13 protein-coding genes are annotated in these 14,752 nt (G+C 59.9%); 5 read left to right on the top strand and 8 right to left on the bottom strand.

What is annotated here, in order from left to right:
* Nucleotides 1–11 precede the first annotated feature (11 nt).
* Together BM017_RS06035 and BM017_RS06030 are read left to right on the top strand one after the other, a co-directional pair.
* Nucleotides 12–1,382, top strand: a complete 1,371-nt coding sequence (locus BM017_RS06035; RefSeq protein WP_092241898.1) for a DUF2868 domain-containing protein — start codon at nucleotides 12–14, stop codon at nucleotides 1,380–1,382.
* On the top strand, nucleotides 1,375–2,742 hold the full coding sequence (locus BM017_RS06030) for a DUF3482 domain-containing protein (RefSeq protein WP_092241896.1): 1,368 nt from the start codon (nucleotides 1,375–1,377) through the stop codon (nucleotides 2,740–2,742). The genes BM017_RS06035 and BM017_RS06030 overlap by 8 nt, the downstream gene beginning before the upstream one ends.
* Here the strand turns inward: BM017_RS06030 and BM017_RS06025 are convergent.
* From BM017_RS06025 to BM017_RS06005, 5 genes are all read right to left on the bottom strand, one after another.
* Nucleotides 2,739–3,293 (bottom strand): phosphonate degradation HD-domain oxygenase, encoded by a 555-nt coding sequence (locus BM017_RS06025; RefSeq protein ID WP_092242397.1) that lies wholly within the window; start codon nucleotides 3,291–3,293, stop codon nucleotides 2,739–2,741. The two genes, BM017_RS06030 and BM017_RS06025, sit on opposite strands and share 4 nt — an antisense overlap.
* Nucleotides 3,293–4,426 carry a TIGR03364 family FAD-dependent oxidoreductase gene (locus BM017_RS06020; protein WP_092241893.1) on the bottom strand — a complete coding sequence of 378 codons (1,134 nt, stop codon included), beginning with the start codon at nucleotides 4,424–4,426 and terminating at the stop codon, nucleotides 3,293–3,295. Before BM017_RS06020 ends, BM017_RS06025 begins: the two co-directional genes overlap by 1 nt.
* 112 nt (nucleotides 4,427–4,538) lie before the next feature.
* Nucleotides 4,539–5,564, bottom strand: coding sequence for a putative 2-aminoethylphosphonate ABC transporter substrate-binding protein (locus BM017_RS06015; RefSeq protein ID WP_092241889.1), 1,026 nt, complete (start codon nucleotides 5,562–5,564; stop codon nucleotides 4,539–4,541).
* Nucleotides 5,565–5,582: 18 nt separating this feature from the next.
* Complete coding sequence (locus BM017_RS06010; RefSeq protein ID WP_092241887.1) at nucleotides 5,583–7,289, bottom strand: putative 2-aminoethylphosphonate ABC transporter permease subunit; 1,707 nt, start codon at nucleotides 7,287–7,289, stop codon at nucleotides 5,583–5,585.
* Between the two features lies 1 nt (nucleotide 7,290).
* On the bottom strand, nucleotides 7,291–8,355 hold the full coding sequence (locus tag BM017_RS06005) for a putative 2-aminoethylphosphonate ABC transporter ATP-binding protein (protein WP_092241884.1): 1,065 nt from the start codon (nucleotides 8,353–8,355) through the stop codon (nucleotides 7,291–7,293).
* Between the two features lie 254 nt (nucleotides 8,356–8,609).
* Between BM017_RS06005 and BM017_RS06000 the strand changes: the two genes are divergently transcribed.
* Both BM017_RS06000 and BM017_RS05995 read left to right on the top strand, forming a co-directional pair.
* Nucleotides 8,610–9,020, top strand: a complete 411-nt coding sequence (locus BM017_RS06000) for a hypothetical protein (protein ID WP_092241880.1) — start codon at nucleotides 8,610–8,612, stop codon at nucleotides 9,018–9,020.
* Nucleotides 9,017–10,093: a beta family protein gene (locus tag BM017_RS05995; RefSeq protein WP_092241877.1), complete on the top strand. Its 1,077-nt coding sequence runs from the start codon at nucleotides 9,017–9,019 to the stop codon at nucleotides 10,091–10,093. The genes BM017_RS06000 and BM017_RS05995 overlap by 4 nt, the downstream gene beginning before the upstream one ends.
* 2 nt (nucleotides 10,094–10,095) lie before the next feature.
* Here BM017_RS05995 and BM017_RS28780 read toward each other — a convergent pair whose 3' ends face one another.
* The 3 genes from BM017_RS28780 to BM017_RS05985 all read right to left on the bottom strand — a co-directional run bounded on the left by BM017_RS28780 (nucleotide 10,096) and on the right by BM017_RS05985 (nucleotide 14,177).
* A complete protein-coding gene (locus tag BM017_RS28780; RefSeq protein ID WP_139212850.1) occupies nucleotides 10,096–10,872 on the bottom strand; it encodes a sce7726 family protein in 777 nt (258 codons plus the stop codon).
* A gap of 172 nt (nucleotides 10,873–11,044) precedes the next feature.
* Nucleotides 11,045–11,908: a LysR family transcriptional regulator gene (locus BM017_RS05990; protein WP_092241872.1), complete on the bottom strand. Its 864-nt coding sequence runs from the start codon at nucleotides 11,906–11,908 to the stop codon at nucleotides 11,045–11,047.
* A gap of 16 nt (nucleotides 11,909–11,924) precedes the next feature.
* Nucleotides 11,925–14,177, bottom strand: coding sequence for a heavy metal translocating P-type ATPase (locus BM017_RS05985; protein WP_092241871.1), 2,253 nt, complete (start codon nucleotides 14,175–14,177; stop codon nucleotides 11,925–11,927).
* An 85-nt stretch (nucleotides 14,178–14,262) separates the two neighbouring features.
* Here BM017_RS05985 and cadR point away from each other — a divergent pair, with 85 nt between their 5' ends.
* The gene (cadR, locus tag BM017_RS05980; protein ID WP_092241870.1) at nucleotides 14,263–14,703 is read left to right on the top strand and encodes a Cd(II)/Pb(II)-responsive transcriptional regulator; all 441 of its coding nucleotides are present in this window, start codon (nucleotides 14,263–14,265) and stop codon (nucleotides 14,701–14,703) included.
* The last annotated feature ends 49 nt before the right edge of the window (nucleotides 14,704–14,752 follow it).

Raw genomic sequence — 14,752 nt, 5'->3', positions numbered from 1 at the left:
CAGGACAACGCGTGACTCCTTTGCACACACTCTGGCTGACAGAAACCGTGCGCCTGCGCGAAGAACACGCCGGCCCTCTGGAAGACCTGGAAGCCAGCCGCCTGGCCCGCACCGTCGGTGGCGACCTGCCGACGCGCATCCAGCACCGCGCCCTGCACCTGGCCGAGCGCGATGGGCTCACGACCGCCCTCACCCGCTGGTTGCAAGGCGCACGTCTGGCGCTGGTGCTGCTGGCGGTCGTCGCGGTGATCAGCGGTGCGGGCCTGGCCTTTGCCGCGCTGGGCAACGGTCTGGTCCCGGTGAATGTGTTCTGGGCCTTGGGCAGCTTGCTCGGCTTGAACCTGATCCTGCTGATCAGTTGGGCCTTGGGCCTGCTGTTTGCCGGTGAACACAGCGCCAGCCTGGGGCGACTGTGGTTATGGCTCAGCGAAAAACTCGCCCGTGACGCGAAGGCTGCGCAGCTGGCGCCCGCACTGCTGCTATTGTTGCAACGGCAGAAACTCAATCGCTGGGCCGTAGGTGTGCTGGTCAATAGCCTGTGGTTGCTGGCGTTGCTCAGCGCCCTGGTGATTCTGCTGACACTACTCGCCACCCGCCGCTACGGCTTCGTGTGGGAAACCACCATTCTCGGCGCCGACACCTTCGTCGCCGTCACCCAGGCCCTCGGCGCCCTGCCCGCCCTGCTGGGCTTCAATGTGCCGACTGTCGAGATGATCCGCGCCAGCGGCGATTCCGCGCTGAATATCGAAAGCGCCCGCCAGGCCTGGGCCGCATGGCTGGTGGGCGTGCTGCTGGTCTATGGCCTGCTGCCCCGGTTGATCCTTGCCCTGCTTTGCCTGTGGCGCTGGAAACGTGGACGCGCCGCCCTGCGCCTGGACCTCAACCTGCCCGGCTACAGCCAATTGCGCGAGCGCCTGATGCCGAGCAGTGAGCGCCTCGGGGTCAACGATGCCGCCCCCGAACAACTGCATCACGTCAGCGGCGGCGTCAGCGAACTGCAAAGCGACGGCGCGCTGCTGGTGGCCATCGAACTGGACGACCTGCGCCCCTGGCCGCCCAAACTGCCGCACAACGTGAAGAACGCCGGGATCCTCGACAGCCGCGAATCGCGCAACAAACTGCTGGAACAACTCACGCGCTTCCCGCCCGCACGTCTGGCCATCGCCTGCGACCCGCGCCGCTCGCCGGATCGCGGCAGCCTGGCGCTGATCGCCGAACTCGCCCGCAGCGCCACCGCCACCCGCGTGTGGCTGCTACAAGCGCCGCCCGGCCAGGCCCTCGACGCCGAGCGCCTGGGCGACTGGCACACCGCGCTGCAACAGCTTGAATTGCCCTTTGCCGACTGCGCACCGCTGAACTGGCTGGAGACCGGTCATGACTAAGCCCCTGAAACTCGCCGTGGTCGGCCACACCAATGTCGGCAAGACGTCGCTGCTGCGCACCCTTACGCGAGATGTGGGCTTCGGCGAAGTGTCCCATCGTCCCAGTACCACACGGCATGTTGAAGGCGCACGCTTGTCGGTGGACGGCGAAGCCCTGCTGGAGCTGTACGACACCCCCGGCCTGGAAGACGCCATCGCCCTGCTCGATTACCTGGAGCGCCTGGATCGCCCCGGCGAACGCCTCGACGGCCCGGCGCGCCTGGCGCGGTTCCTGGAAGGCAGCGAAGCGCGCCAGCGTTTCGAACAGGAAGCCAAGGTGCTGCGCCAACTGCTGGCCTCCGACGCCGGCCTGTATGTGATCGACGCCCGCGAGCCGGTACTGGCCAAATACCGCGACGAGCTGCAAGTGCTGGCCAGTTGCGGCAAGCCGTTGCTGCCGGTGCTCAACTTTGTCAGCAGCAGCGACCACCGCGAGCCGGACTGGCGCGAAGCCCTGGCTCGGCTTGGCCTGCACGCGCTGGTGCGCTTCGACAGCGTGGCACCGCCGGAAGACGGCGAGCGGCGCCTGTATGAAAGCCTCGCCCTGCTGCTGGAAAACGCACGGCCGCAATTGGAACGGCTGATCCTGGATCAAGGGGCGCAGCGCCAGGCCCGCCAGCAAAGCGCCGCCCGGCTGATCGCCGAACTGCTGATCGACTGCGCCGCCTGCCGCCGTAGCGTGGTCACCGAAGATGAACAACACGCCATCGGCGACCTGCGCAAAGCCGTGCGCCAACGCGAACAAAAGTGTGTGGAAGCGCTGCTCAAGCTGTTCGGCTTCCGCCCGCAGGATGCCGCCGCCAGTGACTTGCCGCTGCTGGACGGGCGCTGGGGCGACGACCTGTTCAACCCGGAAACTCTAAAGCAACTCGGCGTGCGCGTCGGTGGCGGGATCGCCGCAGGCGCAGCGGCGGGTGCCGGTGTGGATCTGTTGGTCGGCGGCCTGACCTTGGGCGCCGCCGCCCTGGCCGGCGCCATTGCCGGTGGCGCGCTGCAAACCGCACGCAGCTATGGCAGCCGGCTGCTGGGCAAGATCAAAGGCCAGCGCGAGCTGACCGTGGACGACAGCGTATTGCGCCTGCTCGCTCTGCGCCAACGCCAGTTGCTCAAGGCCCTGGACCTGCGCGGCCATGCGGCGATGCACAGCATCAAGGTCGACACGCCCCAGGACAAGACCTGGCGCGAGGGCAAGTTGCCGGATGCATTGCACAAAGCCCGCGCCCACCCGCAGTGGTCGTCGCTCAACCCTCACCCTAGGCTCAGCCAGGCTGAGCGCCAGGAACAGGTCGAAGCTCTGGCCCGGCGCCTCGACGAAACCTAAGCCGCCAGCACCTGCCGCGCCTTGGCCTTGAGCACCTCGAGGTCGAGCACCGGCACGTGCATTGCCTTGGCCTGCTCGTCCCAATGACGCATGCGCAGGCTGATCTCGCAGAGCGGATCTTGTTCAAACGCCTGCGCCTCTTCCTGAGTCATTACACCGCCCTGGTACCCGAGCGTACGGCGGCTGGCTTCGCTCAGGCGGGCGTAATAACCCGGCTGGCTGAAGGTCAGGTAGCGCTTGGCTTGCACGTGATACTCCACCAGTTTGGCCATGCGCTCGCTGAAGCCTGCACGACGCAAGTAATCGGCGCCGAGCTGCTCATGACTGACCACGCCATAGCCGCCCATGTTTTCGCCGCCCTCGCCGCACAAGTGCCCGATATCGTGGAAAAACGCCGCCAGCACCACTTCATCATCGAAGCCTTCGGCCATGGCCAACTGTGCGGCCTGGGACATGTGCTCGATCTGCGACACCGGCTCGCCGATGTAATCCGCCGTGCCGTGCTGTTCGTACAAGCCGAAGACTTCGGCGATGGTCTGTTCCGGGTTGATCACGCCGCCCCCCACAAGGTTGTGATATTTCGCTCAGCCATTGCCGGCCCCACGCTCATGCCCACACCGGTGTGCATCAACGCCGCGCTCACACCCGGCGCCGCCCGCAGGAACGAAAACGGCGCCGGCCCGCGTGAGCCGTACACGCCCTGCCAGCGCTCCACGACCTGGATCTTGCAGCCCAGGGTCTGCTCGGCCAGCGCGATCATCCAGTCATCGACCTGCTCGGCATTGAACGGCGATGCATCGCTGCCGTAGTCATGGGAGTCACCGATGATCAGTTCGCCATGGGGCGTCGGGCTGATCAGCAAATGGATACCGTGCTCATGCAGGTGCGGTGCCTCCCGCAGGATTTGCGCCTGCACCGGCGCGGCTTCCGGCAGGTCGGCAAAGGCACCGTAATGCACGCAGCTCAAGCCGGTGAGCAACGCGTGTTGCAGGTTCAGGTTCACCGCTGGCCGCGCGCGCAGCATTTGCAGGCGGCAGATGCTCGGGTTGAGTTCGGCCATCGCTTCGGCCAGCAGGGTCTGGTAGTCGTGGCCGGAGCACACGATGATCTGTTCAGCGCGAAAGCTGCCTGCCGTGCTGTGCAACTGGCCCGGTTCGACGTCGCGCACCAGCGTAGAGAAGTAAAACTGCACCTTCAGCTCTTGCGCCAGGTAGTTGATCAGCGCCGGGATCGCTTCGCGCGAATAGAGTTGCTGATCGTCCTTGCCATGCAACGCAGCGCGGTGATGGCGGAACTGGCCGCCGTACAGGTCCTTCATCGCTGCGCCTTGCAGCAGGTCGACGTTGTAGCCGTGTTCCTGCGCACGGCCAGCGCAGAACGCTTCCAACAGATGCTCTTCGGCTTCGGTGCGGGCGAACAGGTAGGCGCCGTTGCGCTTGAGTTGCAGCCCGGCGACCTGCGCCCAATGGCCCCAGATCTCACGGCTTTCGCGTGCCAGGTCGAGCATCGGCCCCGGTGGTTGGCCGGTCACCAGCGCCTGGCCGAAGTTGCGCACCGAAGCGCCCAAGGGCGTGGCGCTGCGTTCGAACACCTTGACCTTGAGGCCGCGTTTGGCGGCGGCGTAGGCGTGGGACAGGCCGAGGATGCCGGCACCGATGATCAGCAGGTCGCTGTGGTGTGTCATATCGTGATGTCCTGTTTTGCAGACCGCCATCGGGGGCAAGCCCCCTCCCACAGTTCGATTAGTGTGGGAGGGGGCTTGCCCCCGATGAGGCCAGTAGCCCCAACGAAAAACCTTACTGCCCTGCCACTTTCTCCGACTTGCCGTCATAGCGCTTGCGCCACTCGGTCAAGATGCTGTCGCGGTTCTTCGACGCCCAGGCAAAGTCGTTCTTGATCAAACGCTGCTCGTAGTCGGCCGGCAATTCGGTCTGCGGCTTGGCGATACCTGGCTGGGCGAGCACGGCAAAGTTGTCCTTGTACAGCTCCATGGCCGCCGGGCTGGCGGAGAAGTCGGCGAGCTTCTGCGCGGCGTCCTTGTGCGCGGTGCCTTTGATCACCGCGGTGGCTTCAATATCCCAGCCCAGGCCTTCCTTCGGCAAGATGATGTCCAACGGCGCGCCCTGGCGTTTCAGCTGTACCGCCGGGTATTCAAACGAAATGCCGATCGGGAATTCACCGGAAGCCGCCAGCTTGCACGGCTTGGACCCGGAGTGAACGTACTGACCGATGTTCTGGTGCAGGTCGTCCATGTACTGCCAGCCTTGCTTTTCGCCGAAGGTCTGCAGCCAGGCGCTGACGTCAAGGAAACCGGTGCCGGACGAAGCCGGGTTGGGCATGACGATCTTGCCCTTGTACTCAGGCTTGGTCAGGTCCTGCCAGCTCACCGGCTTGGTCAGGCCCTGTTTCTCGGCTTCAACGGTGTTGAAGCAGATGGTCGCCGCCCACACGTCCATGCCGACCCACGCCGGTGGGTTGGCGGCATCGCGATAGTTCTTGCCGATCTTGTCCAGGTCCTTGGGCGCGTAGTTGTCCAGCATGCCTTGCTGGTCGAGGATCGCCAGGCTGGAGGCGGCCAGGCCCCACACTGCGTCGGCTTGCGGGCGGTCTTTCTCGGCCAGCAGCTTGGCGGTGATGATGCCGGTGGAGTCACGCACCCATTTGATCTCGACGTCGGGGTTAGCCTGTTCGAAGGCCTTTTTGTAGGTCTTCAATTGCTCGGCTTCGAGGGCCGTGTACACGGTCAACTCGGTTTTTGCGGCAAAGGCATTCACGCTGAATGCCGTGAGTACCGCCGCGACCAGCGCCAGGGGCTTGAACATGGAACACCTCCTTCAGGATTATTGCCCGGGCGCGGTCTGGCGCCAGGCTTGGGAGCGGCGCAACGCGCCACGTGAAGCCCACGCCAGCAGCAGCGAAACGCCGGCCGAAGTGAACAGGATCAGGGTCGACATGGCCGCCGCACCGCCCACGTTGCCGGCGTCGTCCATGTTCAGCACGGCAACAGCGGCGAGGATGGTGTCGGGGCTGTAGAGGAAGATCGCGGCGGACACGGTGGTCATCGCCGACACAAACAGATAGCGCACGATGTCCAGCAGCGCCGGCAGGCAGATCGGCACCGTCACCTTCAAGTAATGCCGGTACAGCGGCGCCTTGAGGGACAGCGCGGCGGCTTCGAACTCGGCGTCGAGCTGGCGCAGTGCGGTAGTCGCGGTCATCTGTGCAGTGGTCAAATAATGCGCAATGGTGCACACCACCAGCAGGGTCATGGTTCCGTAGAACACATGCAGCGGATTGCCGTTGAGGTTGAAAAAGAACACGTAGCCCAGGCCCAGCACCAGGCCCGGCACGGCCATCGGCACGAAGCTGAGCATGCGCAGGGCCAGGTTGAGGCCCTTCTGGCCCTTGGTTTTTTCCATCAGGTAGGCGCCGGTGAAGATCAGCACGCTGCCGATCAACGCGGTGCACAGGGCCAGGGTCAGGCTGTTGCGGTAAGCCAGCCAACCGCCGCCGGCTGTGTCCTCGAACTGGTAATGGTTGAGGGACAGCGACAGGTTGTACGGCCAGAATTTCACCAGCGAGGAATACACCGCCATGCCGAACACCAACAGCAATACCGCGCAGATCAGCAGCACGATGGCCAGGTAGCAGGCGTCCCGCAAGGCCGACGGCACCGGTTGAAACACTTGCGCACGGCCGCTCATCGAGTCGCCGTGACGGCGGCGCAGCCAGGCATCCACCCCAAAGCTGAACAACGCCGGCAACAGCAACACCATGCCGATCAGCGCACCGCGCCCGAACTGCTGCTGGCCGACCACCGCCTTGTAGGCCTCCAGGGCCAGCACCTGATAATCGCCACCCACCACCACGGGCACACCGAAGTCGGTGATGGTCAGGGTGAACACCAGGCAAAACGCGGCGAACACCGCCTGGCGCGTGGCCGGCCAGGTGATGCTGCGAAACGCCCGGGCCGGGCTGGCGCCCATGCTGGAGGCGGCATCGAACAGGCGTGCATCCGCCAGGGACAGCGCCGACAGCAGAATCATCAAGGCATGTGGGAAGGTGTAGATCACCTCCCCCAGCACAATGCCCCAGAAACCGTAGATGTTCTCCGAAAGCAGCCCGCGCAGCATGCCCTGGTTGCCAAACAGATAGACCAGCGCAATGCCCGGCAGCATCGACGGCGCCATCAGCGGCAGCAGTGACATACCGCGCCAGATCGCCTTGCCGGGAATCAAGGTGCGTTGCAGGGCGTAGGCAAACAGGTAGGCCAGCGGTACGACGATGGCCGCCACGCTCAGGGACACTTTCAGGCTATTGCCCAGCAGCCAATGGAAGTTGGCGCTGGTCACCAGCTCCCGCGCCGCCACCAGGCCACCGCCCTGCCCGGCCTCGCTGCTGAAACCGCGCCAGAAGATCGCCAGCAACGGCATCAATACAGCGATACCCAACAGCAACAGCCACAGCAGTTTGCCGCCGACGACGAAAATTCTGTCGCCGGTTTCGGCGCGGGAAACCTGGCGTGGCAGTGTCATCACAGCAGCCATCTCAGGCAAACACCTGCAGGCTGTGCGGCGGCAAGGCCACCCAGATGTGCTGTGCCCCCAGGCGCGGCATGGCTTCCGGGGCCAGTTCGGCGAGCAGCGGGTGGCCGGGCAATTGCTCCAGCTCAAAGCTCATGCGGCAGCGGTTGCCAAGGAAGGTGATCTCGCGCACCTTGGCCGGGAACAGGTTTTCTTCATGCACCGACGGGTTGACGCTGATCGCCTCCGGGCGACAGAACAGGCGCCCGGACTTGGCCATGGCGGCATCGTCGGCCAGGCGCATGTTCATCCCGCCGACCTGGGCGTGACTGGCACTGTTGCGGCTGAACGGCAGCCAATTGCCCTGGCCGACAAACTCCGCCACGAACGGCGTGGCCGGACGGTCGTAGATCTCCTGGGGCGTGGCGTATTGCTCGACCTTGCCGTTGTTCATCACGGCGATGCGGTCGGCCATCAGCATCGCTTCATCCTGATTGTGGGTGACCATCAGCGTGGTAATGCCCAGGCGCCGTTGCAGTTGGCGCAGCTCGGTACACAGATGCTCACGCACGCGGGCGTCGAGGGCCGACATCGGTTCATCCAGCAACAACAACGAAGGCGCGGGCGCCAAGGCACGGGCCAAAGCGACGCGTTGCTGCTGGCCGCCGGACAGCTGACCGGGGTATTTCTTTTCGCTACCGACCAGGCCGACCAGTTCGAGCATCTGGCCGACGCGCTGGCGCACTTCATCGCGACCACTGCCGGTGAGGCCGTAGCCGATGTTCGCTTCAACGGTGAGGTTGGGAAACAACGCGTAGGACTGGAACAGGATGCCGTAGTCCCGCGCCTGGGGCGGCAGCAGGGAAACATCGCGGTTGCCCAGGTAAAGCTCGCCGCTGTCCTGGCGTTCCAGGCCGGCGATACAGCGCAGCAAGGTGGTCTTGCCGCAACCGGACGGGCCCAGCAGGCACACCAGCTCGCCAGCGGCGACGTCCAGGGACACGTTGTCCAGCGCGGTAAAGGCGCCGAAGCGTTTCTGGATACCCCGCACCTTCATGGGCGCACCGGGTTGGGTCAGGGCTGTGTTCATGCAAGGCACCTCATCGAACGGATGAAGGCCATGCTAGGGGGGCAATGCGTCCCTGGTGTGGCAGAAAGGCAAAACCCGGTGATAGTGGTATTCGTGGATTTGGGTAGGCAATATTTCTTCCGGAGAACCTAAATAACGCCACACCAGTAAGATCACGAAACAGAAGCTGAATCACTGGACACGACTTACCGCTGTTTACTGACACCCAAACCAGCTACGATCCAGCATCAATCGCTTTTGAAGTGGACTCAAAAATGATAAAAAACGTTGACAGGGTAGTCTCAATAATCAGTTTACTTGTCGGTCTCTCCAGCGTCGCCATCAGCATATATCTGACATCTCCAGAGAGTAACGCAAATATCGTTTCACTCTCTGGATGGATCGCGTCTGCGGTTATTACCCTAGCCCTAAGCATCACAGCATTTAGAGCTCTAGAAAAATTTGAGGACGATTTAATTCTTGCCAAAGACGAGGCAATAAAATTCAAAAACGAATCCATGAAATATCAGAACGACCTAATCTCCCAACAAAACGATCTCGTTTCTTATAGAAATATTTCAAACTCTCTTTCCTCAATGATAAATCCAGAGCCTCTAAAAGACACAATCAGAAATAAACTTGCAGCTCACTTAGAGAGCCAAGCGGAACGGAGGGACGAGCGATGAACATCAACTTCAAAGATTTTAAATATTACCCGATAATTCGTACACGGCAAGCTGAGCTCAGCGGTTATTCGCATCTTGACGAAAAATCTAAAGACAGCCTTACTCCGGTGATAATTTTAGGGAAATGGCGTAACTCTGACGGATGTGAAAAAGCCATTGCAAAAATCACTGAATGTGTAGGTCAGCGAAACTATATTCTAGACCTTACTAGAGAAATCCAGCATCAAAACCAAGCCGTAAGAGACCTCATGAATCCTGAGGATAATTTTAAAAGCTGGATTAGTTTTGTTGAAAAAAATGAGAACATTATTCCTACTGTACAATTCACACCAGGAGCAAAGGGCCGTGAAATTGTCAGGCAGGCACTTAATTTAGAGCGTCTACAACGCCCTCCTGTATTCCGAATTAAAGACTTTAAAACAGATTTAGAACACACTCTAAACTCCTTGTATGCTCTGGAGCAACCCGAAAAATCTCTAATAATTATAGATGCCGGATTCATTAGAGACATATCAACAAAAAACATCAAACCTGGGGTACTGGAAAGCATATTAAAAACAATAAACACAATAGTTGAAGAAGTACCAGAAGTCCCACGAGTACTAGCTGGCACTAGTTTCCCAAGATCAGTAACACCTTTCTTAAATGAAAAAAGCGAAACATCAGGGAAAATAGATATTTTAGAAAATCTATTATTCGAAGAAATTGGCTCAGATATAGTAATTTATGGGGATCATGCATCCATACATTCAGTGGTTTACGATGACCTTGGGGGAGTATTTCTGCCTCGATTAGATATACCTAGCGACGGATTTTGGTTTTTCGAGCGCCGCCCTCGGACCAAAGGTGAAGGTTTCATAGATGCAGCGGCAGTGCTATTAAGAGAACACCCTGAAATTGCCGAAAGCGAAAGCTGGGGCGCACAGATGTTAAAGAATACAGTTAGCCGAGTCGGCGATACAATAAATGCACCGGTGACGGCAATTTCCGTCCGAGTAAATCTACATATAAACTATCAACTGGAACGCCTTAAGGTTGGCGTTCCAGAAAATGAAGACGATTGGATCTTCTAGTATTAGGAAGGAACCAATACAAAACGGGGGATATTTTCAGGAATGTCCCCTTTTGGGAAAAACCTAGATAGGTTTATTTCTCGCCGCTCAACATTCGCACCCAACGCTCTTGGGCATTTAAATAGTTCCTCCATCTCTTTTCGCCGAACCTTTGAACGGCTAAGGTTATCCATTTCATTAGGAGAGACGACGCCATCAGAGCATGTAGCGAAAAACAGAGAACTCGTTTTTTCATACCTGAGCTTTATTGCCCTAAGCATAAAATCTCTAATTATTGAAATCGGTATATCTAAAGCTAACGCAGTCAAATTCTCACGAGAAAGCCTTGAAAGATACGTATATTTCTTGTGAGCTCTTACTAAATCTATTAATTCAGACTTCAAAAGAAAATCACACAAGAAACCAACATCTCGTACCCGGTCAAGTCTTCCTGGACGTATTACTTGAAGCCGGACCTTACCATTGAGATCTAATGACGCCTTCCAAACACCTATTTTTTCATTACTTTGCAATGCATGCTCAACAAACTTTTCAGACACAACCAAAATTAGCTTGTCGAACCTTGATGAGTAGTCCGAAACCTGCCCCTCTAATCTACGAAGCGTATCTAAGTCACTTTTGATCTCGAAAGCATGGAGATTTCCATTAACCACCGCCAAATCAGCACGTCGAGCCCCATGAGAAAAAACCATCTCATTTATAAGTACCGCGCCATCACTATTAACCTTGGTCTGAATTTTCGCGATGACTGCAGCTTTAATCATCTGCTCATTCAACATATATAAACCATAATAAAGTTATAAAAACACACGATCAGCATTCACGTACCAAAATAACACAGCCCGGCCATTCGGTAACGACAGAAAATCTGGCCGCCTTGAGAGCGCAATTGACTCCCAAACCTCAGCAGACATCCATAAATTTGAGCATATAGCCGACTGATTTTCATCTTCAACATCCTGACATTTCCTGCGCCAGCCCCAGAAAAGCCGCCGGCAGGCGAGCACTTTTCCGTTCTTTGAGGCAGTACAGATACTCCGGAATCTGCGGCGCGTTCTCGATGGTCAGCACGCGCAATTGCGGGTCATGGGGCACTTCCTGGCGGGCAATGATGCTGATGCCGATGTTGCGCAGCACCGCTTCACGAATCGACTCGCGGCTGCCGATTTCCAGCAGCGGTCCGAAGCTCACACCTGCGCTCTGCAACAGTTCTTCGGTCAAACGTCGCGTGGTAGAGCCCGCTTCACGCATCAACAGCGTGTGCCCGGCCAACGCGTTGAGCGGCACATGGTCGAGCTTGGCCAACGGATGGTTGCGGTGCACCGCCAGCACCAACGGGTCGGTGCCCAGTACGCGGCGAATCAGGCGTGGGTCTTCCAGCAATTGCGAGGAGGCGGCAACGTCGACGCGGTAATCGTCCAGCGCTTCGAGCACCTGCTGGGAGTTGCCGATTTCCACCGACACTTCCACCTGCGGCAGGCGTTCGCGAAAGGCTTTGACCAGGTCGAGGATGTAGTACGGCGCCGTCGCGGCAATCCTCAGTGCGCCCTGGACCTGGCCGTTGTTGCGCAGGAAAAACTCGATATCCGCTTCCTGCTGCAACAGCGCCTTGACCATCGGCAGCAGCCGCGCGCCCTCGTCGCTGACGGTGAGGCGACGCCCGCCACGGTAGAACAATTCAATACCGTATTGGCTTTCCAGATTGCGGATCTGGGTGGTGACCGTGGGTTGGCTCAGGCCGAGTTTTTTCGCCGCCTGGGTAATGCTGCCCAGGCGGGCGACCATATAAAACGCCTTCAACTCGGCACTCAGCACACCACCCTCTCATCGTCTATTTGCGCAACAGGCGCAGGCCGTTGAACACCACCAGCAAGCTCACGCCCATGTCGGCGAACACCGCCATCCACATCGTGGCCATGCCCAGGAAGGTGACCGCGAGGAAGATCGCCTTGATCACCAGCGCCAGGGCGATGTTCTGCTTGAGGATACTCGACGTTTGCCGCGACAGACGAATGAAAGCCGGAATCTTGCGCAGGTCATCGTCCATCAAGGCCACATCAGCAGTCTCGATAGCCGTGTCGGTACCCGCTGCAGCCATGGCAAAGCCGATCTCGGCGCGGGCCAGGGCCGGGGCGTCGTTGATGCCGTCGCCGACCATGCCCACGCGGTGGCCTTGGCCGTAGAGGGTTTCGATGGCTTGCAGCTTGTCGGTCGGCAACAGGTCGCCCTGGGCCTGGTCGATGCCAACCTGCGCGGCAATCGCCTGGGCGGTGTGGGTGTTGTCACCGGTAAGCATCAGAGTCTTGATGCCCAGTTCGTGCAACTGCTGGATGGCTTCGCGGCTGCTGTCCTTGACCGTGTCGGCCACGGCGAACAGCGCCAGTGGGCCGGACTTGTCGAGCAGCAGCACCACGGACTTACCTTGTTTCTCCAGGGCGAAGAGTTTTTCTTCCAGCGCCGGCGAGCACAGGCCCAGGTCTTCCACCAGGCGGTGGTTGCCCAAATGGAAGGTTTCGCCGTTGATCTCGCCGCGCACGCCACGACCGGCCAGGGCGGCAAAGTTATCCACAACGTGGGTAGGCAGATTTTTATCCACAGCCGCATTGGCGATCGCCAGCGACACCGGGTGATCGGAACGCCCAGCCAGGCTGGCGGCCAATGCCGGTGCGCTGTCTTCGACGTTGGGGAATAGCGCCAGGTAATCGGTTTGCACCGGTTTACCGTGGGTAATGGTGCCGGTCTTGTCGAGAGCCAGGTAATCGAGCTTGTAACCGCCCTCCAGGTACACGCCGCCCTTGATCAGGATGCCTTTGCGCGCTGCCGCCGCGAGGCCGCTGACGATAGTCACCGGGGTGGAAATCACCAGTGCACACGGGCAGGCGACCACCAGCAGCACCAGGGCGCGGTAGATCCAGTCGAACCAGGCGCCGGCCATGAACAACGGCGGGATCACCGCCACGCCCAGGGCAAACAGGAACACCGCCGGGGTGTAGATTTTCGAGAAGCTGTCGACGAAGCGCTGGGTCGGTGCCCGTGCGCCCTGGGCCTGCTCCACCGCGTGAATGATGCGCGCCAGGGTGGAGTTGTTGGCGGCGGCAGTGACTTTATATTCCAGGGAGCCAGCCTGGTTGATGGTGCCGGCGAAGACTTTGTCGCCCACGGTCTTTTCAATCGGCAGGCTTTCACCGGTGATCGGCGCCTGGTCGATGGTGGATTGGCCAGCGGTGACTTCGCCGTCCAGGCCGATGCGCTCGCCAGGCTTTACCTGCACGATGGCGCCAAGATCGATACTCTTGACCTCTTGCTCAGCCCACGAACCATCAGCCTGTTGCACGGTGGCCTGCTCGGGCGTCATCTGCATCAAGCCGCTGATGGCATTGCGCGCACGGTCCAGGGATTTGGCTTCGATCAACTCGGCCACGGTGAACAGGAACATCACCATCGCCGCTTCCGGCCACTGGCCGATCAGGATCGCACCGGTTACCGCGATGCTCATCAGGGCATTGATGTTCAGGTTGAGGTTTTTCAGGGCAATCCAGCCCTTCTTATAGGTGGTGAGCCCGCCACTGAGGATCGACACCAGCGCGACGATGGCAATCACCCAGGTCGGCGCGGCGCTGGTGAAGTGCAGCACTTCGGCGCCCAACGCGCCGATGCCGGACAACGCCAGCGGCCACCAGTGTTTCTTGGCGGGCGGTTCGGCGGCGGGTGTGCCTTCTTCGATGGGATCGGCCTGCATGCCCAGGGACTTGATGGCGTCAATGATCGGCGCCGTCGTCGGCAGGTCGTGGGTGACACCGAGGATGCGGTTGATCAGGTTGAATTCCAGTTGCTGCACACCCGCAAGCTTGCCCAGTTTGTTCTGGATCAGCGTCTGCTCGGTGGGGCAGTCCATGGCTTCGATGCGAAAGGTGCTCAGCCGCGAGCCGGCGGTGGGCGCTTCGCTCAATTGCACCAACGCCGGGGCCGGGGTGCCGGAACAGCAGGAGCCACCGTGGCCATGGTCATGCACGGGCGTGAGTTTTTTCGGGCCATGATCGTGATCATGTTCGTGTTTATGCGGGGTGTGGATGGAATCGCTCATTCTGTCGCGTCCGTAAAGGTGCCTGTTGCCAAGTAAAGACCCTGTAGCCACTATAGGGTCAAGCACCCATTTGGAGATTGTTGCGATGAAGATCGGCGAACTGGCCAAACTGACCGACTGTCCGGTGGAAACCATCCGTTACTACGAGAAGGAAGGCCTGCTGCCGCCGCCGGCGCGCACCGATGCCAACTACCGCGTATACACCCAGGCACACACCGAGCGGTTAGTGTTTATCCGCAATTGCCGCAGCCTGGACATGACCCTGGAAGAAATCCGCAGCCTGCTGGGGCTACGGGACAGCCCCCAGGACCAGTGCGAAAGCGTGAATGCGCTGATCGACGAGCATATCCACCACGTGAAAGCGCGGATCGATGGGCTGTTGGCGTTGCAGGAGCAATTGCTGGACCTGCGCCAGCGCTGTGGTGGCGGGGATCACTGTGGGATTTTGCAGCAACTGGAGGTCAGCGGAGGTGTTGCCGCCAGCGAGGCCGAGCCCTCACATGTGGGCAGAAGCCACGGCCATTAACTCAAGGCAACACGGTTCCAATGTGGGAGGGGGCTTGCCCCGATGGGGA

This window comes from Pseudomonas sp. NFPP04 (assembly GCF_900113815.1).
Taxonomy (GTDB): domain Bacteria; phylum Pseudomonadota; class Gammaproteobacteria; order Pseudomonadales; family Pseudomonadaceae; genus Aquipseudomonas; species Aquipseudomonas extremorientalis.
This window is presented reverse-complemented; position numbering and strand designations above follow the sequence as displayed.

Coding starts and splice junctions, on each gene's coding strand:
- BM017_RS06030 (WP_092241896.1), top strand. CDS start 1,375: ATGACTAAGCCCCTGAAACTCGCCGTGGTCGGCCACACCAATGTCGGC.
- BM017_RS06020 (WP_092241893.1), bottom strand. CDS start 4,426: ATGACACACCACAGCGACCTGCTGATCATCGGTGCCGGCATCCTCGGC.
- BM017_RS06015 (WP_092241889.1), bottom strand. CDS start 5,564: ATGTTCAAGCCCCTGGCGCTGGTCGCGGCGGTACTCACGGCATTCAGC.
- BM017_RS06010 (WP_092241887.1), bottom strand. CDS start 7,289: ATGGCTGCTGTGATGACACTGCCACGCCAGGTTTCCCGCGCCGAAACC.
- BM017_RS06005 (WP_092241884.1), bottom strand. CDS start 8,355: ATGAACACAGCCCTGACCCAACCCGGTGCGCCCATGAAGGTGCGGGGT.
- BM017_RS06000 (WP_092241880.1), top strand. CDS start 8,610: ATGATAAAAAACGTTGACAGGGTAGTCTCAATAATCAGTTTACTTGTC.
- BM017_RS05995 (WP_092241877.1), top strand. CDS start 9,017: ATGAACATCAACTTCAAAGATTTTAAATATTACCCGATAATTCGTACA.
- BM017_RS28780 (WP_139212850.1), bottom strand. CDS start 10,872: ATGTTGAATGAGCAGATGATTAAAGCTGCAGTCATCGCGAAAATTCAG.
- BM017_RS05985 (WP_092241871.1), bottom strand. CDS start 14,177: ATGAGCGATTCCATCCACACCCCGCATAAACACGAACATGATCACGAT.
- cadR (WP_092241870.1), top strand. CDS start 14,263: ATGAAGATCGGCGAACTGGCCAAACTGACCGACTGTCCGGTGGAAACC.